This window comes from Nonomuraea sp. NPDC046570, assembly GCF_040645915.1.
GTDB lineage: Bacteria > Actinomycetota > Actinomycetes > Streptosporangiales > Streptosporangiaceae > Nonomuraea.
Genome location: NZ_JBEYZF010000030.1, coordinates 1 through 22,276, shown reverse-complemented (window position 1 = coordinate 22,276; position 22,276 = coordinate 1). Strand labels below are relative to the sequence as shown.

The window sequence follows — 22,276 nt, the reverse complement described above, 5'->3', positions numbered from 1 at the left end:
CCTAATTTCCCCCGGTACGGACCTGCTGGAATCATGCGGTCCGGCATCTCCTGCGGCGAGAACCCGATCCGGCCCTTCGGGAGACAGTGGGCATGACACCACGACGAGGGCCGGAGTGACCGCACAGCCGGTGGAGGCGGTCGAGATCGACGACGCAGAGCTGATCCGCCGATCCCGCGACGATCCCGAGCAGTTCGCCGCGCTGTTCGACCGCTACGTGGTGGGCGTCGAGGTCGCCCAGGCGCTGCCCGAGCTGTCGGAGAACGTCTCGCGTATGAAGATCCCCTGCCGACCTGGACATCAAGTGATCTGATGACTAGAAGTGGAGGCACCCTCCCCCAGCGATAGGGGCCTGCGATGCCGCGTCTGCTCTTCCTCGCGATGATCCTGCTGGGCGTCGCCGTCGTCCCCCACCAGGCGTCCGCGCTGTCGTGCGAGCGGCCCGCCTTCCAGGGCTCCTCGACCAACACCCGGCTGACCAGCCTGTTCACCCACTACGGCAACGACAACGACAGGCTCGACGACTGGACGGGCGCCGACGGCACCTACTCGCTGCGGCTGCCGGGCGGCAAGGAACTGTGGGTGTTCTCCGACACCTTCCTCGGCCAGGTCAACCCGGACGGCTCCCGCCCGCCGACCCACGAGGAGGGCGGCACCACCGCCTTCCTCAACAACTCCTTCGCGGTCGAACGGCACGGCAGGCTGGTCACCATCCACGACGGCACCGCCGAGGCCCCCAAGGCCGTGATGCCGCCCCGCGACGGCAAGCACTGGTACTGGGCGGGCGACGCCACCCTGGCCGGCGGCGTCGTCGAGGTGACCTACCAGGAGTACGAGCGCTTCGGGGCCGGCGCATGGGACTGGCGCCGGCACCGCAACGTGGTGGCCCGCTTCTCCCCCGGCCGCCTGCGGCGCCCGCTCAGCGTGCATCCCCTGCCGAGCGTCCGCGGCGTCGCCTGGGCCGCGGGCCTCCACCGCGACGGCCGCCACACCTACGTGTACGGGGTCGAGGACCACGGCTCGACCAAGTACATGCATGTCGCCAGGGTCGAGGGCAGGAGCCTGCTCGGCCGGTGGGAGTACCTCACCGCGGCGGGCGCCTGGTCTGCGCACGAGGCCGACTCGGGGCGCGTGATGGACGGGGTGGCCAACGAGTACAGCGTCAGCCGGGTCGGCGACGCCTACCTGCTGATCACGCACGACACCACCGAGGCGCTCAGCGCGCGGATCGTCGCCTACACCTCGTGCACGCCGTACGGGCCGTTCACCGGCAAGACCGTCGTGCACACGACGCCGGAGACCGGGGGGAACATCTTCACCTACAACGCGCACGCGCACCCGGAGATCAGGGAGGGCGGCAAGCTGGTGATCTCCTACAACGTCAACAGCTTCGTCGACACCGACCACTACCGGGACGTGACCATCTACCGCCCTCGCTTCGTGAACCTGAGCTTCCGGTCCTAGATCGTGGTTGACCTGCGGGAGCGTCGTGGGCACGCCCGGTAGGCTCCCGCCCGTGGAGATCATGACATTTCCGGAAATGGAGACGCCGAGGGGGCTGCGGGAGCAGGCTCTGGAGTTGCAGCGGGTCGCCTGGCCCGGGCTCGGCGGCCGCCGCAGTCACGATCCTGCCCTGCGGCCTGTCTCGATGCTGCTCGTGGAGGACGGGAAGGTGCTGGCGTCGCTGGACATCCTGTCCAAGGAGATCGTCCACGCGGGCGTGCCGTACCGTGCCGGAGGGTTGAGCACGGTCGTCGCCCACCTCGGCGCCCGCCGCCAGGGTCACGGCCGTCGGCTGGTGCGCGCCGCGCGCACCGCGATGGCCGCGTCCGGCCTGGACCTGGGCCTGTTCACCTGCGACCGCCCGCTCCTGCCCTTCTACGAGAGCGCCGGCTGGCAGCACCTCCCCGGCACGACGCTGGTGGGCGGCACGCCGTCCGCCCCGTTCCCGAGCGACGGCCCCGGCTTCGACAAGGTCACCCTCGGCTCCTTCTTCACCTTCACCGACCATCGGTCCTTCGTGAACGCCCGGATCGACCTGTACCCGGGCGAGATCGACAAGCTCTGGTAGCCGCCTGGGGTTAGGCGAGCCGATGTTCGATGACGGCCTTCACCTCCACCAGGTGCGCCCGCATGCGCTCCTCGGCCGCGCGGGCGTCGCCCTTCTCGATCGCGTCAAGGATCGCCAGGTGTTCGTCGTGGTCGCGCCGCCGGTCGTCGAAGACGCGCGGGGTCTCCAGCCGCGCCGAGGCGTGCACGCGCAGCAGCGAGTCGACGACCTCGTCGAGCACGCTGTTGCCGGCCAGCTGGGCGGTCGCCCGGTGGAAGGTCAGGTTGGCTTCGCGCAGTTCGGCGCCCTTGCCGCGCAGGTGCCGTCCCGCCTCGTCGAGCACGGCCCGCAGTTCGTCCCGCCCCGACTCGGTGGCCCGGTCGGCGGCGAGCGCGGCCAGTGGCGGCTCGACGAGGATGCGGGCGTCCAGGAGTTGCAGGAGCCGGCCTCCGGGCATCTCCCGCATGTTCGGATTGGGGAGCACGATCCGCTCGATGTCGGCGCCGACGTACAGGCCGGAGCCGTGCCGCAGCTCGACCGCGCCGGTGGCCTCCAGGCGGCGCAGCGCCTCGCGCAGCGTGGGAGTGGTCACGGCGAACCGTTGCGCCAGGTCACGGGTGCTCGGCAGCCGGTCACCCGGCCGCAGCCCACCCTCGCGGATCAGGTCGAGCATGCGCTCGGTGAGAACGTCCGAAAGCGTGGGACGAGCCACCTCGCTATGCATCATTAAGTCATCAAATCACTTAATGTCCACATAGTCTATGGTTCCTCTATGTGCAAGCGTCTGGCCTGGGAGGGCGGCAACGCCGCGCTCGGCCCGGTGCTCGCCAAGGCCGCCGGTACGGTGACCCGCAAGGTGGAGAAGGTCCGGCTGGGCGAGCTCAAGCCCGGTGTGCGGGCCTACAACGCCGACCCCGCGCGCTACGAGGCGGCGCTGCGCGCCTTCGTCACTCGTTGAGGATGACCAGCATCTGGTCGATCTGCGCCTCCCGCGACTGCTCGACCTGCTTGGCCCAGGTCTTGACCTCGGGATTGACGCCGTTGAAGATCTCTATCTTGGCCATCTGCACGGCGTCGTCCTGATGGGCGATCAGCAGGTTGAGGAAGTCGCGCTCGAAGTCCTTCGCCTTGCGCAGCGCGGCGATCTGCTCGCGGTCGGTCTCCGGCAGCCCGCCGTGGTGGGCGTGCGCGTTCGTCGGCGCGCTCTGCGGCTGACCCCACCCGGCCAGCCAGCCGATCATCGTGTTGACCTCGGCGTTCTGGCTCACCTCGATGGCGCCGGCCAGGATCCGGGTCTTCTCGCTCGTGGCGCCCGCGCGGACCTGCCGGACGATCTCGATGCCCTGCTTGTGGTGCGGGATCATCATCTGCAGGAACATGACGTCGTCGGCGTTGACCGGCGCCGCCTCGACCGGCTGGGCGCAACTCGTGAGCAGCAGAGCCACCAGGATCAGGCGTCTCATCTCCACCGCCTTCCGGAGGGACGGCCCCGCCGAGGGGGCGCGGCGGGGCCGTCGGACCACTTCCAGGTACGGCACGGCGTCCGCCCTGGTTCATACCCGCTTCCGTGCTTCTCCGGCGGCCTCGTTCAGAGCCGCTTCCAGAGGGCGGGTACGTTGGCGGGCTCCCACCCGGCGATCGCGGTGTGCGGCTGCAGGCACTCGTAGGTGCCGCCCGCGTAGGTCACCCGAGCCCCGGCCTGGTAGGCGGTGCCCGCCGTCCAGGTGCCGGACGGCACCGTCGGGGTCGGGGTGGGGGTGGGCGTGGGGGTCTGGGTCGGGGTGACCGTCGGCGTGGGGGTCGGTGTGGGGTTCCCGCCGCCGAAGTTCACGTCCGAGCAGGTGTAGAAGGCCTCGTTGCTGCCGACCACGCGCTGCCAGATGGAGTAGAGGATGTGCTTGCCGCTGCGCTGCGGCAGGTTGATCGTCCAGTTCGTGAACGTGGTGGGGTTCTGGTTGTTGAACGTCTTGATGTGGACGAGGTCCGACCACTTCAGGGGCATCGTCGGGTTCCACCCGTCACGGGTGATGTAGAACTCGAAGTTGCTGTTCGCGTGCGGCGCGCTCGCGTGGTAGGTCAGCGTGAAGGCGCCGGGCGAGACGTTGGTCGCGGGCCAGTCGGCGCGGGCCAGGTCCAGCCCGCGGTACTTCTCGCGCCCCGCGCTGCAGAGCTTGCCGTCGGGGATGAGCTGGCGGTGCCTGCCGCCCGCTTCGAGCAGCGAGACCTCGTTCCAGTCGTAGTACGCCTGGGTTCCTCCGGCGGCGACGGCGGCCTTGCAGGCGTCCGAGTCCGGCGACTCGGGGCCCTCGTTCTTGCAGGTGTAGACGCGGCTGGGCGGGTTGGACATGGTGCCGTGGGCGTTGGCCGCGCCCGCGGGCAGCAGGACCAGTGCGGCCGTGACCGACGCGACGGTGGCGAAGGCGGCCTTGTTTCTCCTGTGCACCTGAACTCCTCCGGGAATTGGGGGGTGGGGAGGTCGATCGGCAGCTAATTAAAAAGGAAACCTTCCTAAGAGTTAACTATGGAGCCGGGTCCGCGCAAGCGGTTCGGTCAGAAAGTGTTACGGTTCGGGCACACTGACTTCATGAGCAGCAGTGATCTCATCGCCGTGACAGGGTCCACCGGGCAGCTCGGCGGCCGGATCGCGGACAGGCTCGGCAACGCCGGGCTGAAGCCCCGGCTCGTCGTCCGTTCGCCCTCGCGGGCGCCCGCCGGATTCCCGGTCGCCACCGCCTCCTACTCTGACGGCTTCCAGCAGGCGATGTCCGGGGTGTCCACGCTCCTGCTCGTGTCCGCCACCGAGTCGGCCGATCGCGTCGCCCAGCACACCGCCGCCGTCGACGCGGCTGTCGCGGCCGAGGTGTCACACATTGTCTACATCTCGTTCATGGCGGCCGGGCCGGACGCGACCTTCACCTTCGCACGCGACCACTGGCGGACCGAGGAGCACATCCGGGCGTCCGGCCTGGGATTCACGTTCCTGCGCGACAACCTGTACCTGGACCTGCTGCCGTACTTCGCCGGGGAGGTCCTGTCCGAGGCTCCGCCCCCTCACCCCTCGCCGATGAAGCGTTCGCCCGCCGCCTCGACGCGCAGGATCTCGTCGCGGAAGAAACGGGAGAGTTCCGCGCAGGCGGCCGGGTCGACGGGACCTCCTTCGCGTTTGGGGAGATCGGGATAGGGGCTGCCGAGCACGAAGATGTTCTCGTCGTTGTAGTTGTTCGCGGGTTCGGTGTAGTTGAACGATCCGGCGATGACGACGGCCTCGTCGATGACCATGAGTTTGTGGTGGAGCTTTCCGAAGGCGGGGCTGCGTTTGGGGAAGTACAGCTCGATGTGGGCGCGGTCCAGGTCGTGGGTGGCCGCCCAGGTCTGCGCCCCCTGGCCGGGGTCCATCACACCGGTGACGGTGCGTTTGGCCGCGGCCAGGGCGATCATCGCGTCGTCGATTCCGGAGGATCCGGAGAAGGTGAAGATGGCGAAGTCGACGCGCTTGGCGGCTTTCAACATCTGCTTCATGATTTCCAGCTCGGGCGCGTGGTCGGGGGCGAACAGCACCTTCACCGGTATCCCGTTCAGGTTGTAGGCGTCCGGCACCTTTCCATGGGCCCCCCGGCCGAACTGCCCGGCACGCATCTGGTTGAACTCGTTGTTGTATTCACGGCAGATCCGCGAGTCGTGAAAGACCACGACGTGGTTGAGATTGCGGTGGCAGTCGGTGCCGGTGAAATTCGCCGACCCCGAGAGAATCGCCGAGGTGGGCAGCGCACGTTCGCGGTAGTCGCGGATGATGAACTTCTGGTGGAAGATCGCCGGATTGTAGTCCGCTTTCACATCGACGTTGCAGCGCAGCAACGCGGCCAGGATCTTCCGATTCGGCTCCAGACTCCGACTGCCCGGCTCCGCACCCCACTGGACACGACGGCGGGCGGCGGATTCGTCCTCATTGTCCTGGATAGCCACGGCCGGCAGTTTCGTCGAGACCAGATAATCCTGCTCCAGCACCATTCTGACATTAACCCCACGAAAGCGGGCATCCAGGATGGCTTGGGCGATGGGCTCGGAGTCCAGTTCCTGTACGGCGATGTCCAGGAAACGCTTGGCCCCATTGATGAAGTTGATGATCACGCGTTCGAGGTCGTCGGCAGCCCCCAGCTCAGTGGGCCCGACAAATGCTTCGATCTTGCCACCGGCGAATGTTGTCATAGTGCGAGAGTCGCACTACACAAGATGCCATACAAGACCATTAAGGGAGTGTCGTCCTAGCTGACACCTGATGTCTTGATCGTGGCCACTAGTCGGGATCCCTGCCGGACTCCTGCACGATTCGCGCCTCCCATGGCACATAAACTCCTTTACCCGCACTCAAGGTCTTCAAGGGACATCTTGATCTCCCGGGCCAGGCGACGACGCGCTTCGGCGACCGGAAGCCGAGTCGGACCCTGCCACGTCTGATCGTCCGGGGAGAACGGAGGACGTTGCTCCCGCTCTTACGTCCCGCTCGGGTGGCGGCGTGGCCGACGGTCGTGCCAGGGTCCCGGTGCCGCACCCGGCCAGCACGACAAGGACGGCCAAAGCCGCCAACGATCTCTTGGGCTCGCCGAAGACCATACTGCGCGGTACGAAGTATGGTCTACGGGGCTACTTCACCCTGGCGGCCGGGGCCTTGAACGTGTTGCAGGCGTCGGGAGACTCGGCGTCGAAGCCACGGCGTTCCCAGTACACCCGGTTCTTGGCCTGGCCGTACCCCTTCTGGTAGCCGTAGACGGCCTGCCACTCGATGATGAGGTCCGGCCCGAGAGCCTTGGTGTGCCCCAGCGAATCCCAGGCACTCCCCAGGAAGACGCCCGCCAGGTAGATGTTCTGTAGCGAGACCTTGGTGACCAGGGCGAGATCCTCGGACTTCGACAGACTCTTGGACGCCCTGGCCTGCTGACCGAGGATGCCGACCTCGTTCTGGACGTGGTAGCCGTACCCTATGGCGAGGCTTTCGAGGATCCGCGGATGGTCAGGCTCGTTCCTCAGCGCGGTATCGGTGACCATCAGGTAGATCGTCCTCCCGCAGTACAGGCTGAACGGCCGTTCCGGGTAATAGACCCCACAGGGAGTCCGCACGCGCTCCCCATGCTCAAGCACGACCTTGGGCTTCCTGTACGACATGCCGGCCTTCTTCACCTGCGCCCCCCATGCCCGGTCCAGGCACTTGGTGACGCTGCCGACATAGAGCCGGACAGTATCGAAATCACCCCCCGTGAGGGGCAACTCCTCGCAGGCCGCCGTCATCTTGCCGGTCTTGTAGAGCGGATTCTTGATGAGAGCGTCGGCACCGGTCGGCACGGGCCCACTCATGAGCACGCCGGCCATCAGCCCAACTAAAGGGGTATGCATGCCAGCGAACTCTACGTTGATCTTCACCACCCACGCCGCACCTTCTTCCCCACTGAGGCCAGGTGCGCAGCCGCCATGCGCAGGTCACGGCCATTGGCCGGTGCCCGTCAGGAACTCCCGGACCCGGGCGGGCCCGCCCGCGTGCGCGGCGAGTGGCGGAGTGTCCATGCCCGCCGAGGTCCGTACCCCCTCCATAAAGTCGATCAACGCGTCAACCGCCGTACGCCGCGGCGTCCACCCAAGCTCGGCCCGCGCCCGGGTGGTGTCCATGACCGGCAACCGCAACACCAGATCCACCAGGTACGGCGAAGCCGGCACCAGCCGCAACCGCCAGGCGGCGGCCACCACGCTCCGGAGCACCCACCCGGAGACCGGCACCAGGCGGGCGCCCAGCAGGTCGGCCAGCACCCGCGGCTCGATCACCGGGTCGGCCGCGATGTTGAACGCCCCCGACACGGCCTTGGTGATCGCCAGCCGGTACGCCTCGCCGACATCCTCACCGTGCACGGCCTGGAAGCTGAGCCCGGGCGTGTCGGGAACGAAGGGGATGAGACCGGGCCGGACGAGCCGATGAGGCAGGAGCGGACCGGCGAACAGACGGCGCTGCTCGGTGGAGGCCTGCCGATGGAAAATGAATCCGGGCCGCAGCCGCACCACCCGAATGTCCGGATAGTCACGCTCGAACACATCGAGTGCCCGCTCGACGTACGCCTTCTCCCGCCCGTAGGCGGTCTCCGGCCAGCTGTGCGTCGGCCAGTCCTCGGTGACCGGCCGATCCTTGGGCCCGGGAGAGTAGGCACCCACGGAGGAGGCGTAGACGAGGGCGGGCACCCGCGCCTGGGCGACCGCGCGGAAGACCCGCATGCTGCCGAGCGCGTTGATCCGCCACGTGGTGACCGGATCGTGCGTCGGCTGGAACGCCCAGGCCAGGTGCACCACCACGTCGGCCCCCGACAGGTGCGGCGAGAGGTCCCCGGTGGCCACGTCGACGGTATGCCAGGTGGTCTTGTCCGGCCGCCAGTCGGGCAGGCGGCGGGCCAGCCCGAGGATGGAGGTCACCTTCGGGTCGGCCGCCAGGGCGGAGACGACGCGCGTCCCCACGTTGCCGGTGGCGCCGATGACGACTACACGCATGGGCGTACGCTCCTTTCTTGGCAGGCGGTCAACCCGTTCAGGGTGATCGCCAGCGTGGTGCCGTACACGAGGTGACCCACCGCCATCACCGCCTGGCGGTCCGGGCGGTCGCGGGAGATCGGCGGCAGGATGCCCATGCGCGGCACCCAGCCGGCGTAGCTGCCGATCCAGATGCCCAGCGCGTAGACGTTGGCGAGCGGCAGGGATACGTGCCGCCCCCGGGCGAGGGCGCCGAACAGGGCTCCGGCGGCCATGCCGAAGCCGAAGTGGGCAACGGCGCCGACAGCGCCCTCGCCCGGTTTGGGCGTGTGCCGGTGACCAGGCAGAGCGGCGCGCGCGATGCGTTTGGGCGGTTGGTCACCCATGAGACCCGCCCGCTGCCCGGCGACCATCACCGCGCTCATGGTCGCGGTGGCGAGCGTGCCACCTACGACGCCGTTGACCAGATTCCGCATCATGAGGCCAGACCTACCCGGGATACCTCATAAGTAATTCTGGGCAGGTTTCACCCTGTACCAGGTCTTTTACCGATGAGGGGGGTGTCGGCCGTGCTGCTCGTCGACCGGGAGTGCGTTCGGCGACTGATGGAAGCGCCGGAGCCGGACGCGGTATTGGTGTACGTCCAAGGAGAGTGCGTCGTCCGTCCGGAGGGGGAACTGGACGAGGCACATCGCCACCTGGTGATCGCGCGTCGCACGGACCTGCCGCCGCAGGCCGACACCAGCGACCAGCAACTCGACCTGCTGGCGAACCGCCTCGACAACGTGGCCCGAGATCTGGGGGCCTGACCTGCGGTTTTCCACCTTTTGCCGCCGGGTAGGCGGAGGATATACACGATTGCCCGCCACCATGATGAGGTCGAACGCCCGGCTGATCCGGGACATCCGCCGTTCGGGCGTGAACGACGACCGCGTCCTTCACGCCATCGAGCTGACGCCGCGCGAGATGTTCGTCCCCCCGGAGTACGCCGCCCGCGCGTACGACGACCGCCCCGTCCCGATCGCGCACAACCAGACGACGTCGCAGCCCTCCCTGATCGCGCTCATGCTGTCGAGCCTGCGACTCCCCGAGGACGCGATCGCCCTGGAGATCGGCACCGGGTACGGCTACCAGACCGCCCTGCTGTCCCGGCTCACCCGCCACGTCTACTCCGTGGAGCGCTGGCCGGACCTGGCCGAACGGGCCCGCCAGAATCTGAGGGCCGCGGGCATCGAGAACGCGACCGTGGTGGTGGGCGACGGTATGAAGGGACTGGCGGAGCATGCGCCGTACCAGGGTGTCGTGGTGTCGGCCGTCGGCAAGCGCGTGCCGGATCCCCTGGCCGAGCAGGTGGCCGAGGGGGGACGGCTGGTCATGCCGCTGCTCTCCGGGTGGGCCGAGGTCGTCGTCCTGTTCCACAAGCGTGACGGGCGGCTGGCCGAGCAGGAATCCTTGACCTTCGCCCGCTTCGTCCCCCTCGTCCCTGGAACGGAGCCTCGCTGAGGCTCAGTGGTACTTGTACAACCTGGTGGCGACCCGCTTGTTGTGGTTGAACACCGAAGCGCGGAACTTGCTGATGGCCAGGTCCCCGTGTACGGCCTTCCCGCAGGTGTTGACCCCCGCCAGCTGATGGATCTCGAACCGCGCCGTCGGGTCACCCCCCACGAAGTACTCCGCACGAGCCTGATGCTTGTCGGAACCCGTGTCACACGCGAAGACGAACGTGGTCTTCTCAGCGAAGCACAGACTGGCAGCGCCCTTCGTCGAGGTACAGACGTCAGCGCGGGCCCGCGCGGTCCCCGGGGTGACTCGGGTCTCCCGCTTGACGGGGTACTTGGTGACATTGCGGGCAGTCATCCATCGGCCGGCCTTGACCCGACGGTTGCCCCTGTACACCGCAGCCCTGAACGTGACGACCTCGCCGACCTCGCCCGTCCCCCGGACCTCACCCTCGCCCGCGAGGTTGTGGATGACGTACTTCGTGCCCAGGTAGCCGTTCAGGTAGTACTCGACCGCGGGATGGAGGTGGTCGCTCGCCGTGTCCTCGACCGAGATCCCCGGCCGGTCACTGTCGTCCGATCCCACACACGCTTCCGCGCCCTTGACACGGACGCACTTGGGCTCGTCATCCGCGACGGCGGTGCGCGTCACTACGGTGGCGGGCACCGCACCGATCGGGCGGGCATCGGCACTCGCCGCAGCCCCCTCAACACTGAACGCGGCGGCCACCAGCATGACCGTCGATAGGAATGTCCGACCTAACACAACATCTACCTCTCAAAGCTCAGAAGTCACAGCGCTTTGCCTGTATCTGACGCTCCGAACACCAAAGAGGTTCAAGCCCGAACAGATCCTGCTCAACCAGCCCCGCAGCACCACCCAGCCGCCGCGCTCAAGGGGCCTGCACTGCCGGTCGGGAGGGTGCTGCTGCCGTGTGACGGGGGTTGCTGCACTTATGCGCTGTACAGCAGGCACCAGGATCAGCGCCATGCCTCGCCCCCCGCTGAAGGGTGGCTGAAACGGGTGGCGATCCATTGAGGAAGGAACGCCGGGTGAGCTCCGTCACGTCGAAGATCACATGGAGGCTACCCCGCGAAAGATCAGAATCGCGACCATCTTGATCCTTTCCCCGACCCTGACCGGAACCGTGATGGCACTGATCACGCTGCTCGCCTACGCACGAACCTCACTCACCCTGCCGGACTACCAGGATCCGCGGGAGATCTCGGCGGCGATGTGGCGCTCTGCGGCAAGCCAGTCCAGCATGAACCTCCGTGACCAGCTACTCGGGTTGGGCATATTCACCGCGGTGGCCACCGCCGCGTTCGGCGTGACCGCATGGAAGGTACGGCGTGGCCCACGCCGGCCCACGCTCCTCCTCGCGGTGGTCGCCGGACTGACCGTCGTCTATGTGGCCCTGCTCTGGCAGGTATTCCTCGAGCAGTCGTCCACCTTCTTGATCGTGACCGACAGCGGGGAACTGCCGCACGTGATCGATCTGAGTCAGCCCGGTTGGTACGGCCCCCTCCGCAGCGTCCTGCTCGTGGCCGGCGCAGTCGCACAGGTACAGGGCCTCGTCCTGCTGACCGGCAGCCACGGAGTGTCATGGTTGATCAGGCATCAGCAGAAACAACCCGTCGAGCAGAAACCCCCACCCCTGTGGGCGAGCCCACCCCGCCAGGCAGCCGTGCTGATGTTACTCACCCCGGCCTTGCTCCTGATCTACGCCGTAGTGAACTATGTCGGCTGTCTGGCCGGCCTGATCAACGAGCGCGGCGAACCAGACCTCCTCCCCAGAGCCTTCCTCCTCGACATGCAGGCCCACATCAAGTACCTCGCGATCCCGGCCATCCCTGTCGTGGTCGGGGGCCTGATCCTGCTGCTCGGCCACGGGCGCGCACGGTTATGGGCCGGCATGATGGCTGGAATCCTCGGACTGCCCTACACAGCAGCCTTGCTGGAATCCGCCCTGCATTACAGCGACACAAGCCTGTTCCACAATTACGTGGCCACTGAAATCGAAGCCCCCTGGTGGAACGAGCCCGCGATATCCACCACAGGCATTGCCATCCTCCTCTTACACTCGGCAAGCCTGGCCCTCCTCTTCCGCACCCCCCGCCCCGCAGAACAAACAACATAGCTCCGCTTCCAGACGCCACCTGGAAGCGGACCTTCGAGAGGACGCGAACCTTGAACCTTCTGATCCGTAGGAAGGGCAGGTGGCTCGTCGGCGACGCCCACCAACCGGCACACCTGCGCTTCGCTCCTCGCCGTCCTCGACATCCACCCGCCGGTGGCGCTGCGCATCCTTCGGCTCCCCCAGAAGTAAGCGAACGTCCGAGCGCGTACGCCTCGATCGTCACTCACTTTGTCACTCAGCAAACCGGCCGATCAGCCGGCCCAGACCAAGTCATAGATGGTGATCAGCTCAGCCTCTTCATCGACGTGGAAGTGAAGCAGGCCGTAATCACCGAAGGTGGCCTGCCTATAGTCCGTACGTCCGGGATACAGCACCTGCGCATCCCATGGCTCCACCAGCAGATCGGCCGTCCGCTCAACCAGAGCCGTCAGCGCAGCATCGGGGAAGTCCTTCATCCTCGCCAACGCCGAGGTAGACAGAACCGCGCGAAAGCTCACGTACGCCGCACTCGAGCCAGACGCTCGTCCCAATCGGGAATAGCCTCCTCAAGCGCCACGACCTCGCCAGCGCCCCGGGCTGCCTCCTCAGCACGCTGATCGTACGTGGGATCGGAAAACGCGATCGAGTTCAGCCACCACAGATTGAGGACCTCAGGCAGGCGATGGTACTCACCTGGCTCACGCGCTGCCTCCCACGCCTCGTGATACTGGGCCAGGAACACCGGACGCCACTTCTCCGGCAGAGCCCGGAGGATCGCTTCCGGATCGTACCGAGGATCATGGACAGGCTGCGCGCTCATGCCCCCACGTTACCCGTCGACTCCCCTCGCGCCTCAGGATCCACACCATCTCAAAAGATCAGGCGTGAAGTCGACGTCATCGGGCTTCGACGTGCAGTTGATGGTAGGTGATGCGAGCAATCCGCCCGCCGTCGCAGGCCGGCCGTTCGACGTGGTCCTTGTCCGTCACCTCGAGTGGACACTCCCGGCTCCAGCAAGAGCACTTGGCCACTGATTGAGCCTGCTACGCCCGAACGGGCGCCTGCTGCTGGTGGAAGGACGCTGGCAGCCCTCGCCACATACACGCCCGGCTCTCCGCCACTGCCCTGGCTCGGCGGCGTGCCTGCCACCCGGCTGATCGAAGCGCTTGAGCCGCTAGCCAACGTGGTCCACACCGAACAACTCACCGATCCGACGCTATGGGGCCGCCCGATCCATGACGAGAGATACGTCGTAATCGCCCACCCCAAGCCGATCACGGACGCCTGTTAGCAAAAGGGCCCCCGCGATCTTCGCGAGGGCCCTTTGACCTGGAGCCGCCTTCGGGATTCGAACCCGAGACCCCTTCATTACGAGTTAGAACACGACCGTCCAGGATCGTCCACCGCCGTCTTCCAGGCCTAATCGGGCGGAGTTTACGGGGCTCCTCAGTCCAGGGTCATCCACAACCGTCCAGGGTCATTGTTAGCATCCGCGTTAGCAAGATCACGCAGATGATGTCGGGCCAGGTCTGCAGCTGAGCGTTCTTCACCCGGTCGCGTACCACCGCGGCGCCCAGCCAGCGGTCATGAAGAACCCGGCCTTCGGGATCGAGGAGCATCCACAGCCCACCCGCGAGGAGACACCACAGCCCGACGTCGGGGACGAAGACGAGCAGGGGGAAGACCAGCGTGCGAAGCGCGGTCCTGCCCGCGCCCAGCCGTCCACCCGTCCGCACGGCGATGACCCGGACACCCAGCAGCCGCTTGCCCAACGTCCGCCCCCACAGAGCGTGCTGCACCCAGAAGTAAAGGAACAGCCCGGCCAGGACGGCCAGTCCCGCAGGCTTCACGCTGCTCCGGAACACGTACGCGTCGGCCCACTCCAGAAGCCCGGCTCCCATGCGGACCTTGAAGATCATGCCGATCAGGGGCCAGGCCGCCCCACGACAGCGCTGAGGACCGCAACAACGATCAAATAGTCGACCAGTGCCGCCACCGGACGACGCCACACCATCCCGGCCTGTGACTCACCCGGCTCGTCCGCGGTGACGGACCGCATCGCCCGCGACGCGGCGAACACCAGCGCCGCAGCCACCAGGAGACACAGCTGGGTGATCCCCCACCCACCGGCTGCCCCTCTGAACCAGCCTGCGCTGAACAGCGGGATCGTCTCATCGCAACTTTTCCGATAGCTGTACAACGAGGCGAGAGGTTCGATGACCGCGATCAGGACGAGGAGCCCCGCCACCCGCCGGCCCGTCACCCCGGGGTCCCTGTGGCCGAGACACGCCATGAGGCCGAGCAGGACCACGAGGGCCGGAAACGCCCAGTGCTCCGTGACCTCCATGACCGCTTCGAGATCACGGCGCAGCGGGGCAAGCGGTGACAGCGTCGATTCACCGCTGTACCGGCATACGAGCTCGTAGATATTCCCAGGGGTTCGGGTGGGCTCCTCGTGATTGAGTGGCTCGCGCCGCAGCTCCCAGGCCGACAAGGCAGCGACGGCCGCGGCCACGGGCGGTGGCCAGGTCTTCGCAGGTACCGGAGATGATGAGTTCGCGGATGAACTCGGCGAGTGTGGCGAAGACGTGGAAGACCAGGCACCCGCCCGGCGTGGTGATGTCCAAGCTCTCGTGCAGGGAAGTGAAGCCGATCTCGCGCCAGCGTAGTTCGACCACCGTGGTGATGAGTTCCTGCGGGGAGCGCGAGAGCCGGTTCAGGCTCGGCGCAACGAGGGGGTCGCCGAGCTGCATGAACTCCAGCGCCGTGGCGAGCTTAGCCCGGTCCACGCCGGATTTCTTCTCGGCGAACACCCGCCGGCGTCTGGCCGTCTTCAGCGCGTCCAGTTGCCGTTCCAGGTTCTGGCCGCCAGCGGAGACCTGAGCGTAACCGATCTTGATACCGGAGGGGCAGCCGGTTTGGCGACGAGCAGCTCGGAGACTTCCAGAAGCGTAGCCACCTCTGGGTTTTCTCAGAAAACGGTGCTGGAGGGTTGTTGCAGACCTGAGGTTTTCGGAGCCTTCAGACGACTTCAACCATGATCGTCAATGAATGATCGTTTTTGAAGGTCAAGCCCGGCCTCAAGCTAATCCGACGACGACCGCCACCTAGAGCTGCAAGATCAATATTGCCGATGAAGGTTGTTCCGTTGTTCCCCGAGGTTGTTGCGCCCTCGGGTAGGTATACGCCTGGATGCGATCTATTGCAGGGCTGACAGGTTGGCTCGTACACGTTTCGTCTCAGGGTGGTCGGTGCCCAGGACTCGCTTGCAGTCGACGAGGGTGCGTTCGAGGAGGGAGATCGCTCGTTCCAGGTCTCCCGTGGCCAGGTAGGCGCCAGCTAGGTTATTGCGAAAGCCCAGCGTGTTGGGGTGGTCAGTGCCCAGAATCCGCTCGGAGTCGGCGAGGGTGCGTTCGTGCAGAGGAACTGCTCGTTCCAGGTCTCCCGCGTCCTGGTAGGCGTAGGCCAGGTTGTTGCGAGAGGTCAGCGTGTTGGGGTGGTCAGCGCCCAGGATCCGCTCGTAATCGGGGAGGGTGCGTTCGAAGAGGGGGATTGCTCGTTCCAGGTCTCCCGCATCCTGGTAGGCACCGGCCAGGTTGTTGCGGGAGCCCAGCGTGTTGGGGTGGTCAGTGCCCAGAATCCGCTCGGAGTCGGCGAGAGCGCGTTCGAATAGGGGGATCGCTCGTTCCAGGTCTCCCGCGGCCCGGTAGGCGTAGGCCAGGTCGTTGCGAGAGGTCCGCGTGGAGGGGTGGTCGGCGCCTAAATTTTGCGCGGATGCGGTGTGGGCGCGCTGGAGGTGGTTGATCGCCTGGGTGATGGCGCCTTGGCCAAGCAAGAAGAGCCCGCTCCCATGGAGCAGGTGCGCGAGGGTATCGGTGGTGTCGGGGTGGGCGGTGAGGGCGGTGATATGGGGCAGCAAAATTCGCCACTGCGGCCAGCCGGCTGGCTCCTCCGGGTCGGCGGGGATTGCGTCATCCAGCAGATCGATGGCCTGGTGGTGGGCGGCTTGGATGTCGGTCTCGGCGCGGTGCGGGTCATGAGGGTCGGGAGTTCGCGCGACGGCTTGGACCAGGCGGTGCAGGCTCAGGGTGTCGTCGTCGGCCACGGTGATCATGTTGTAGGCGGCCAGTCGGCCGATCGCCTGTTGCACCAGAGCCGGCTCGCCCACCTCCTCCAGCAGAGTGCGCGGGATGGCCTCGGAGGCGTACCAACCCAGGATCCGCAGCACCTGCCCGGCCAGTGGGGTGTCGCTCAGCCGATCCAGGGTGGCGCGCCAGATGCGGGCGATGGTGCGCTCGGCGTCAGCGCCCTCAGCAGCCTGGTCGTAGATCACCGCAGGATTGCCGGCCAGCAGATCCAGATAGGCCAAAGGGGTTAGGCCGCTCTGGTGAAGGTAGGCGCCGACCTGCTCGATCGCCAGCGGAAGGTAGCCCAACTCTGCGCACAATCGCGCGGCCCCCTGCAGACGCGCGCCGGGCCGGCCCATGGCGGCGATGGCGGTCAGCAGGTCCAGCGCCTCGTCTTCTTCCAACACGCCCAGGCGCACCACCGCGGACGTGAGCTGATGCCAGCCGGTGGACAGCCGACTGGTGATCAGAAACCGGCCCGTAGGAGCGCGCGCCAGTAAGGGTTGGATGTGGGCAGGAGCGGTGACATTGTCCAAGATCAGCAGCCAGGTGGTGTAACTGGCCAGCCACCGCACCGCCTGCGCGGTCAATGCCTCCAGCGGTTGCCCAGCCAGCTCCGGCATCACAGCGACCGAGAGATCGGCCAGGCCTTGCTCGACGCCGGCCGGGGTGTCGGCGGTGATCCACCAGGTCAGGGTGTGCTCCGCCAGATGGGTGGCGGCCCAGTGCGCGGCCAGGGTGCTCTTGCCGATCCCGCCCAGGCCATGCACGGCCACCACAACCCCGCCCGTTCCCGCGGCCATACCTGCCGCGCCCGGTGCAGGCAGGGCTGCGGTTAGGCGGGCTAGTACTGGGCCGCGGCCGACGAAGGTTGCGCTGCGGTAGGGCAGATATACCGGCCCGGCCTGCTCGGCCCGCTGTTCACTGCCGATGACGCGCCCCCGCGCCTCCACCCATGGCGCGGGATCCTGCCCGCAGGCGCGCACAAACGCGCCCAGCGTCTTGGCCTGCGGCAAGACGTCGTCCTTGAGGATGGCCTGCACGGTCGCCGTGCTCAACCCGGCTTTGCCGGCGAGGCGATGGATACTCCACCCACCTGCGCGAAACAACTGGGCCAACAGCTGGGTGAGGTCGTGGCGCGTATGGATCTGCCGGGGGTCGATCGCGCTCATCACGGCCTTTTCTGCTGTTCGGTTTTGTTCACCGCCAGCACACACCATCGGTCCTAACCAGGTCAGGGAAACAGGATCATCGTTGCGTCTCGAAGGCGAACGGCCGCCGCCCAGATTCTTTGGTCATCGATCCACCCCGATAAAGGAGAGCCCGATGACCACCCCCACTCAGCCTTCGGCCGCGCCCACCCGGCGGGTACGCCGGAACATCGCCCGGCGCCTAGCGCGCGCCGCGCTGTTCGCCGCCGTACGCGGCGTGGCCTACGCCGCAGGCGCCACCACCGTGACCGTGATCATCTGGTGGATCAGCAACCGCTGACAACACGATCGGTCAGGTCCGGGACCCCATCGCCCGGACCGGCTGTCGGCGCCTCTAGAGCGCCCAGGTCATCACCGCCGAGCTCGCCGTAATTGACGCACTTTGGGAGGAGCACCGGCGCCGGACCCCGCTCCGAGTTGATCTCATGTGCGGTCGGAGAGTACCCCATCCCCGTTCGCCGAGGTCGAGCAGGGTAAGCGTCACTCGACCTGCGGAAACGTGTCGAACTCCGCGCCACAGTCGAGGTGAGATGCCGTTAAAAACATGTCACCAGCCGCAGCAAGCGGGAATACCGATTCCCGAGAGTTGGCCCTTGGCCGATTTTCCTGGGTTCGCACGGTCTGGCACTGGCGACGCACCTCGATCGTTTACCGAGAGGAACGGAGAATCCGGACGTCTTAACCGCCGCCCGCTTCATAGCGTTCATCGTGTCCGCACTGACGTCACGGGGCTCATACATACTTACCAGGGACGGAGACCCCGACCTCCCCCTTAGGGTCAGGTCTCCACGTTACGAGGGGAGGCTTAGTCGCCGCGTTCAGGTTCCTCTGTGCCGCTATCCTGGCCGAGCCAGACAAAGAAGACTGACATCCCCCCATCTGTATAAACACCCTGCTCCACCTTCTGGAAAACCTAGATTGCTCCCTGCCCGGGGCCCGGTAGTACTGGCCGGCAACCTAACGGATGTACCCCTGACCTGCTCTGATGGGAGGGCATCGCAGGGGTGGTGCGTCGGTTAGTGGATGTGACGGACTGGGCCGAGGATGCCGCTGGCCTCGCCCAAGTACTCCATGTCGACACTGGTCGACGATATCCGTTGGATTCGAAAGTGAAGGTGAGCCAGTGAAACCCTCTCGCCGCCATCGTCGTTGACGGATGACCGCTGCCAAGGAGCCTCCGGCAGCACGGAGCTGATCGCGTCGACCAGTCCGGCGTAGTAGTCACGCGATCACCTCGTTGAGGATCTTGCTCGCCGTTGGGGCTTGCGTCCGCGGCGATTGGGATGTGCATGTTGATCGTGCAGCTACCGTGACGCACTTTCTTGTGAGCCCGTCGATCCACGTCAACCCATGGGCAGGAGTTAGGGCCAGGTGCAGAGCTGGTCGACCAGCTGATCTAACCCCTACGCCGTCAGGCTGGCCTGGAACCTGAGGGTCACGAGGTAACGCCTGGCTTCACACCGAGCCCTTATTGGGGACAAAACGGCATGAATAACAATATAGAGACTATAAATTAGTTTTTCGGACGCTAGCGATCCAGAACGCGGCCGATCGCCGAGAGGCTCATGGCAGTAACACGTCAAGCTCCATCGACGCAGCCTGGGGAAACAGAAATGTTCGCACCCGTTGAGACGAAGAGAGGTCCTGCGGTGCCAATGTGAGTAGACGGTCGCGAAGTAACCGTCAAAGTGTCCCCGGCATGAATTACGATGCCGGTAGCTGATGCTCCCGCGGATCCAGTGGACCGCAGGAGCCAAAGGACAGCCGTAGCACAACTGAATGTGGGCCTAGTGAGCTAAAAATGCCGCTAGGCACCGGAAGGGAACCCCCATGGACCGTACGTCTATGCCCACACGGTGGGTCGTCGTCGCCAAACTCCAGGCTCGCCGTAGCAAGGTGCGACCGGGATCACGCGACGAGCAGATCATCGAGCGAGCGATCGACCTCGCGTTGAGCGATCGGCGCACACAGCAGGACCCTGACTATCTCTACAAGAATGTCCTTCGGAACGCGACCTACGCCCACGACCGGTCCGGGCGCCGGGCTTGTGCGAGTTTGCTGCGCTACTGCGGGGACGTAGACATCTGCCTGGCCGACAACTCGATCGACGTGGTTGCCACGGGCACCGTCGAAGAGGACGCAGAAGCGACTGAGCTTCACCAGCATCTGACAAATGTGGCCGCCGGCCTCGGCAACCACGGCGTCACCTTCCTCGAGCACCTCATGACCGGCCGACGCCCCACGGAGGCCGGACTTGCCGTCGGGATCTCGAAGGCAACCGCCTACCGCACCTGGGCGACTCTTAAAAAGCACGCGGTCGCCTGGACTCAGCAGGCCGGATGATCGACGTGATATCGAGCGAGTACGGCGACACCAGCCTGTCCACATTCTCACCGGGACGCCGCCTTGCGTTCCGGTTGGTTCCGGCTGTGATGCGCACGATGATTCCGGCGCAACGCACTGGGGTTTACATGCTGTTGCAGGAACGGGCTCCGATTTACGTTGGCCGCTCTGACCGCTGCTTACGAAAGAGGCTGGCAGGTCACAACTATATGTCGGTCGCTACGCACGTCATCTGGGAGTTCACACCCACGATCAACGCAGCGTACGCCCTTGAGGCCTACCTATTTCACCGTCACCGCGACGAGCTGATCAACCAAATCCATCCGGCTGCACCTGTCGCAACAAGGAGTAGCTGCCTGTTTTGCGCCCGCCACACTGGCCGTGCTCTCGCTCGGGCGTTGACGCCGCAGAACCTCACATGACATCGCAAACACGATCACGAGTCTCCCAGGAGGAGAAATGACAGCTGGAAGAGTACCCGTCGTTCTGACCGGTCAGGCACTACAGTCGCTTCGCGACTCCGGATACAGCCTGGCCGCAGCGATGGGCGAAGTGATCGATAACGCACTCGAAGCGAGCGCCAACAACATCATCATCCGCATGGATGAGGTCACCCCCACGGGACGCTCCAAGAAGAGCCACGTCCACCGGATCATCTTCGCCGACGATGGCACGGGCATGGACGAGGACGTCCTCCACCACTATCCGCAGATCGGGTACTCGACGCGGTACATGCGGACCGACACCATCGGCAAGTACGGGGTTGGGGCGAAGCTCTCGGCACTCAATTTCGGTAAGCGCATCGAGATCTGGTCTCGTACGAGCTCTGAAACGCCCTGGAAGCATGTCTACTTCGACCTCGATGAGGCACTTGAGGAGGAGAAGAGCGGCAACGGCGAGGCCATCGGTGTTGATGCCCCTACCGAGAAGCCCGTGCCAAGCGACCTACAGGAGCTTCTCCCCAAGGAAACCGGCACGCTTGTGATGTGGTCGAAGGTCGACCGACTGGAGGAGGGACGGCGAGCCAAGGACTTTAACAACCTCCGCCTAGAGGTTGAGAAAGAGATCTCTCGTATCTTCCGGGTCTTCCTTAACGATGGTCGAAACATCGAAATTAACACCACTCGGCTACTTCCCCACGATCCGCTCTTTAAGATGCGGAGTACTTGGGCCGAGAGTGTGATCCGAGATTATTACCTCAACGGCGAGGGAGGAAAGATCGGACTCACTGTCACTGAAGGAGACTTCGACGCTGAGGTAATCGCTACCGAGCCGATCAAGATCGGCGGCCACGAGGCATCCCTGAAGGTGACCCTCTACCCGAAGGCCGTGACCCGCAAGCGGGGCATGGGTGGAGATGACTTCGCCAAGAAGCTGCGCGTCCCGGAAAACGAGGGGTGCATCAGCTTTATGCGGCTGAACCGCGAGATCAGCTACACCAACGTTCCGATGATTTTCGGACGCCGGGTAGACGACCCGGACCGATTCATCGGCATCGAGGTCTCCTTCACCCCTGAGCTGGACGCCTACTTCGGGGTCCGCAATGTCAAGCGCGGCTTCGAGCCGCACGATGAGCTTCGGGACAAATTGCGCACGCTCCTGAATCGCCACGTCAAGACAGCCAGAACTAGGCTCGACGAGCGATGGGGACGGGTCGCTCAGGAACGCAAGGATCATGTCGGAGAACACCGGGATATTACACAGGCAGTGGCCGAGGCGAACCGGACCATGCCAACCCCACGCGCGAAGAGCCAGGCGGATTCCCAGCAAGCTCTCGAAGAGCTCGCCCTCGACGTCCTCGGACCGGAGGCCGACGAGCAGACGAAGGCTGAGTACACCGAACAAGTGAAGGACCTACCCTTTGTCATGGAGTCGGTCAGTTTCCCTGGCAAGCAATTCGTAGACATCCAGCATGTGGGAGGCAAGGTCCTCATCCGCCTCAACACCCGTCACCGGTTCTACCGGGAAATGTGGGAGCCGTTGTCGGAGGTTGCCAATGCCAGCGCTGAATCTGTCAGCCCGGCACAGGCGCAGAAGAGTGCCCGCCGCGCGGTGGAAGCCCTCACTCTGTTGCTCATCGCTTACGGCAAGGCAGAGTCGATGCACGAGGACCCGCAGGAGCAGTACGAGCCGCTCCGTGACTATTGGGGGATGTTCCTCGACTCGCTACTAAGCAAGGTTAAGGACATCCTCTAGCGAAAAGGCAGTACACAGAGAGGTACGGAAAGCACCCCAAGGTCGTCAAGCCTTGGGGCGCTTTTGCTGCTCAGGAGATGTGGTCAGCGGAAGGATTTACTAAGGAGAAACTGGGCTACTGGACCGTAGCTCGGTCACTGGCCGCGTGATGTAGAGCAGGTCTCGATCCTGGAAGAAGCTGCGGACAATTGCGGGCGTTGCCTGAAGCCGCTCGACGGCTCGCTCAATC

Annotated in this window: 24 protein-coding genes and 1 pseudogene; 11 read left to right on the top strand and 14 right to left on the bottom strand. The window is 65.6% G+C overall.

All coding sequences use genetic code 11. The features are described from left to right. Positions 1-115: 115 nt before the first annotated feature. The 3 genes from ABZ911_RS33510 to ABZ911_RS33500 all read left to right on the top strand — a co-directional run bounded on the left by ABZ911_RS33510 (position 116) and on the right by ABZ911_RS33500 (position 2,071). Entirely contained in the window at positions 116-313 is a 198-nt protein-coding gene (locus ABZ911_RS33510) for a hypothetical protein (protein WP_358065201.1), read from the top strand. A 44-nt stretch (positions 314-357) separates the two neighbouring features. Then, positions 358-1,464 (top strand): DUF4185 domain-containing protein, encoded by a 1,107-nt coding sequence (locus tag ABZ911_RS33505; RefSeq protein ID WP_358065198.1) that lies wholly within the window; start codon positions 358-360, stop codon positions 1,462-1,464. Positions 1,465-1,525: 61 nt separating this feature from the next. After that, positions 1,526-2,071: a GNAT family N-acetyltransferase gene (locus tag ABZ911_RS33500; RefSeq protein ID WP_358065195.1), complete on the top strand. Its 546-nt coding sequence runs from the start codon at positions 1,526-1,528 to the stop codon at positions 2,069-2,071. Between the two features lie 10 nt (positions 2,072-2,081). On the opposite strand, the gene ABZ911_RS33495 is transcribed toward ABZ911_RS33500, so the two are convergent. Further along, on the bottom strand, positions 2,082-2,762 hold the full coding sequence (locus ABZ911_RS33495) for an FCD domain-containing protein (protein WP_358065193.1): 681 nt from the start codon (positions 2,760-2,762) through the stop codon (positions 2,082-2,084). A gap of 60 nt (positions 2,763-2,822) precedes the next feature. Between ABZ911_RS33495 and ABZ911_RS33490 the strand changes: the two genes are divergently transcribed. Beyond that, positions 2,823-3,008, top strand: coding sequence for a hypothetical protein (locus ABZ911_RS33490; protein ID WP_358065190.1), 186 nt, complete (start codon positions 2,823-2,825; stop codon positions 3,006-3,008). Here ABZ911_RS33490 and ABZ911_RS33485 read toward each other — a convergent pair. Both ABZ911_RS33485 and ABZ911_RS33480 read right to left on the bottom strand, forming a co-directional pair. Further along, positions 2,998-3,513: a DUF305 domain-containing protein gene (locus ABZ911_RS33485; protein WP_358065187.1), complete on the bottom strand. Its 516-nt coding sequence runs from the start codon at positions 3,511-3,513 to the stop codon at positions 2,998-3,000. The two genes, ABZ911_RS33490 and ABZ911_RS33485, sit on opposite strands and share 11 nt — an antisense overlap. 125 nt (positions 3,514-3,638) lie before the next feature. Then, positions 3,639-4,493: a lytic polysaccharide monooxygenase gene (locus tag ABZ911_RS33480; protein WP_358065184.1), complete on the bottom strand. Its 855-nt coding sequence runs from the start codon at positions 4,491-4,493 to the stop codon at positions 3,639-3,641. A gap of 78 nt (positions 4,494-4,571) precedes the next feature. Here ABZ911_RS33480 and ABZ911_RS33475 point away from each other — a divergent pair. After that, a pseudogene (locus ABZ911_RS33475) lies at positions 4,572-5,042 on the top strand (NAD(P)H-binding protein); the annotation flags it as partial. A gap of 59 nt (positions 5,043-5,101) precedes the next feature. On the opposite strand, the gene ABZ911_RS33470 reads toward ABZ911_RS33475, so the two are convergent. From ABZ911_RS33470 to ABZ911_RS33455, 4 genes are all read right to left on the bottom strand, one after another. After that, positions 5,102-6,256: a phospholipase D-like domain-containing protein gene (locus ABZ911_RS33470; RefSeq protein ID WP_358065182.1), complete on the bottom strand. Its 1,155-nt coding sequence runs from the start codon at positions 6,254-6,256 to the stop codon at positions 5,102-5,104. A gap of 435 nt (positions 6,257-6,691) precedes the next feature. Next, entirely contained in the window at positions 6,692-7,468 is a 777-nt protein-coding gene (locus tag ABZ911_RS33465; RefSeq protein WP_358065179.1) for a neutral zinc metallopeptidase, read from the bottom strand. Positions 7,469-7,522: 54 nt separating this feature from the next. Continuing rightward, positions 7,523-8,572 (bottom strand): NAD-dependent epimerase/dehydratase family protein, encoded by a 1,050-nt coding sequence (locus ABZ911_RS33460; RefSeq protein WP_358065176.1) that lies wholly within the window; start codon positions 8,570-8,572, stop codon positions 7,523-7,525. After that, entirely contained in the window at positions 8,563-9,030 is a 468-nt protein-coding gene (locus ABZ911_RS33455; protein ID WP_358065173.1) for a DUF6789 family protein, read from the bottom strand. The genes ABZ911_RS33460 and ABZ911_RS33455 overlap by 10 nt, the downstream gene beginning before the upstream one ends. Positions 9,031-9,120: 90 nt before the next feature. Here ABZ911_RS33455 and ABZ911_RS33450 point away from each other — a divergent pair, with 90 nt between their 5' ends. Continuing rightward, positions 9,121-9,360, top strand: coding sequence for a hypothetical protein (locus tag ABZ911_RS33450; protein ID WP_358065170.1), 240 nt, complete (start codon positions 9,121-9,123; stop codon positions 9,358-9,360). 49 nt (positions 9,361-9,409) lie between these two features. Beyond that, complete coding sequence (locus tag ABZ911_RS33445) at positions 9,410-10,054, top strand: protein-L-isoaspartate(D-aspartate) O-methyltransferase (protein ID WP_358065167.1); 645 nt, start codon at positions 9,410-9,412, stop codon at positions 10,052-10,054. A gap of 3 nt (positions 10,055-10,057) precedes the next feature. On the opposite strand, the gene ABZ911_RS33440 is transcribed toward ABZ911_RS33445, so the two are convergent. Beyond that, a complete protein-coding gene (locus ABZ911_RS33440; protein ID WP_358065164.1) occupies positions 10,058-10,786 on the bottom strand; it encodes a hypothetical protein in 729 nt (242 codons plus the stop codon). 382 nt (positions 10,787-11,168) lie between these two features. On the opposite strand from ABZ911_RS33440, the gene ABZ911_RS33435 reads away from it, so the two are divergent. Then, complete coding sequence (locus tag ABZ911_RS33435; RefSeq protein WP_358065161.1) at positions 11,169-12,191, top strand: hypothetical protein; 1,023 nt, start codon at positions 11,169-11,171, stop codon at positions 12,189-12,191. Between the two features lie 251 nt (positions 12,192-12,442). On the opposite strand, the gene ABZ911_RS33430 is transcribed toward ABZ911_RS33435, so the two are convergent. The 6 genes from ABZ911_RS33430 to ABZ911_RS33405 form a co-directional block, all read right to left on the bottom strand. Further along, positions 12,443-12,646, bottom strand: a complete 204-nt coding sequence (locus tag ABZ911_RS33430) for a hypothetical protein (RefSeq protein WP_358065158.1) — start codon at positions 12,644-12,646, stop codon at positions 12,443-12,445. A gap of 38 nt (positions 12,647-12,684) precedes the next feature. After that, entirely contained in the window at positions 12,685-12,990 is a 306-nt protein-coding gene (locus ABZ911_RS33425) for a DUF6247 family protein (RefSeq protein ID WP_358065155.1), read from the bottom strand. 637 nt (positions 12,991-13,627) lie between these two features. Beyond that, positions 13,628-14,089, bottom strand: a complete 462-nt coding sequence (locus ABZ911_RS33420) for an RDD family protein (RefSeq protein ID WP_358065152.1) — start codon at positions 14,087-14,089, stop codon at positions 13,628-13,630. A gap of 5 nt (positions 14,090-14,094) precedes the next feature. Then, complete coding sequence (locus tag ABZ911_RS33415) at positions 14,095-14,517, bottom strand: hypothetical protein (protein ID WP_358065149.1); 423 nt, start codon at positions 14,515-14,517, stop codon at positions 14,095-14,097. Positions 14,518-14,566: 49 nt separating this feature from the next. Then, positions 14,567-15,205, bottom strand: a complete 639-nt coding sequence (locus ABZ911_RS33410; protein ID WP_358065146.1) for a recombinase family protein — start codon at positions 15,203-15,205, stop codon at positions 14,567-14,569. Between the two features lie 164 nt (positions 15,206-15,369). Then, positions 15,370-17,469 carry a tetratricopeptide repeat protein gene (locus ABZ911_RS33405; RefSeq protein ID WP_358065143.1) on the bottom strand — a complete coding sequence of 700 codons (2,100 nt, stop codon included), beginning with the start codon at positions 17,467-17,469 and terminating at the stop codon, positions 15,370-15,372. A gap of 154 nt (positions 17,470-17,623) precedes the next feature. Between ABZ911_RS33405 and ABZ911_RS33400 the strand changes: the two genes are divergently transcribed. From ABZ911_RS33400 to ABZ911_RS33390, 3 genes are all read left to right on the top strand, one after another. Further along, positions 17,624-17,788, top strand: coding sequence for a hypothetical protein (locus tag ABZ911_RS33400; RefSeq protein WP_358065140.1), 165 nt, complete (start codon positions 17,624-17,626; stop codon positions 17,786-17,788). Positions 17,789-19,353: 1,565 nt separating this feature from the next. Beyond that, on the top strand, positions 19,354-19,851 hold the full coding sequence (locus ABZ911_RS33395; protein WP_358065137.1) for a hypothetical protein: 498 nt from the start codon (positions 19,354-19,356) through the stop codon (positions 19,849-19,851). Between the two features lie 459 nt (positions 19,852-20,310). Next, positions 20,311-22,047 (top strand): ATP-binding protein, encoded by a 1,737-nt coding sequence (locus ABZ911_RS33390; RefSeq protein ID WP_358065135.1) that lies wholly within the window; start codon positions 20,311-20,313, stop codon positions 22,045-22,047. Positions 22,048-22,276 lie beyond the last annotated feature (229 nt).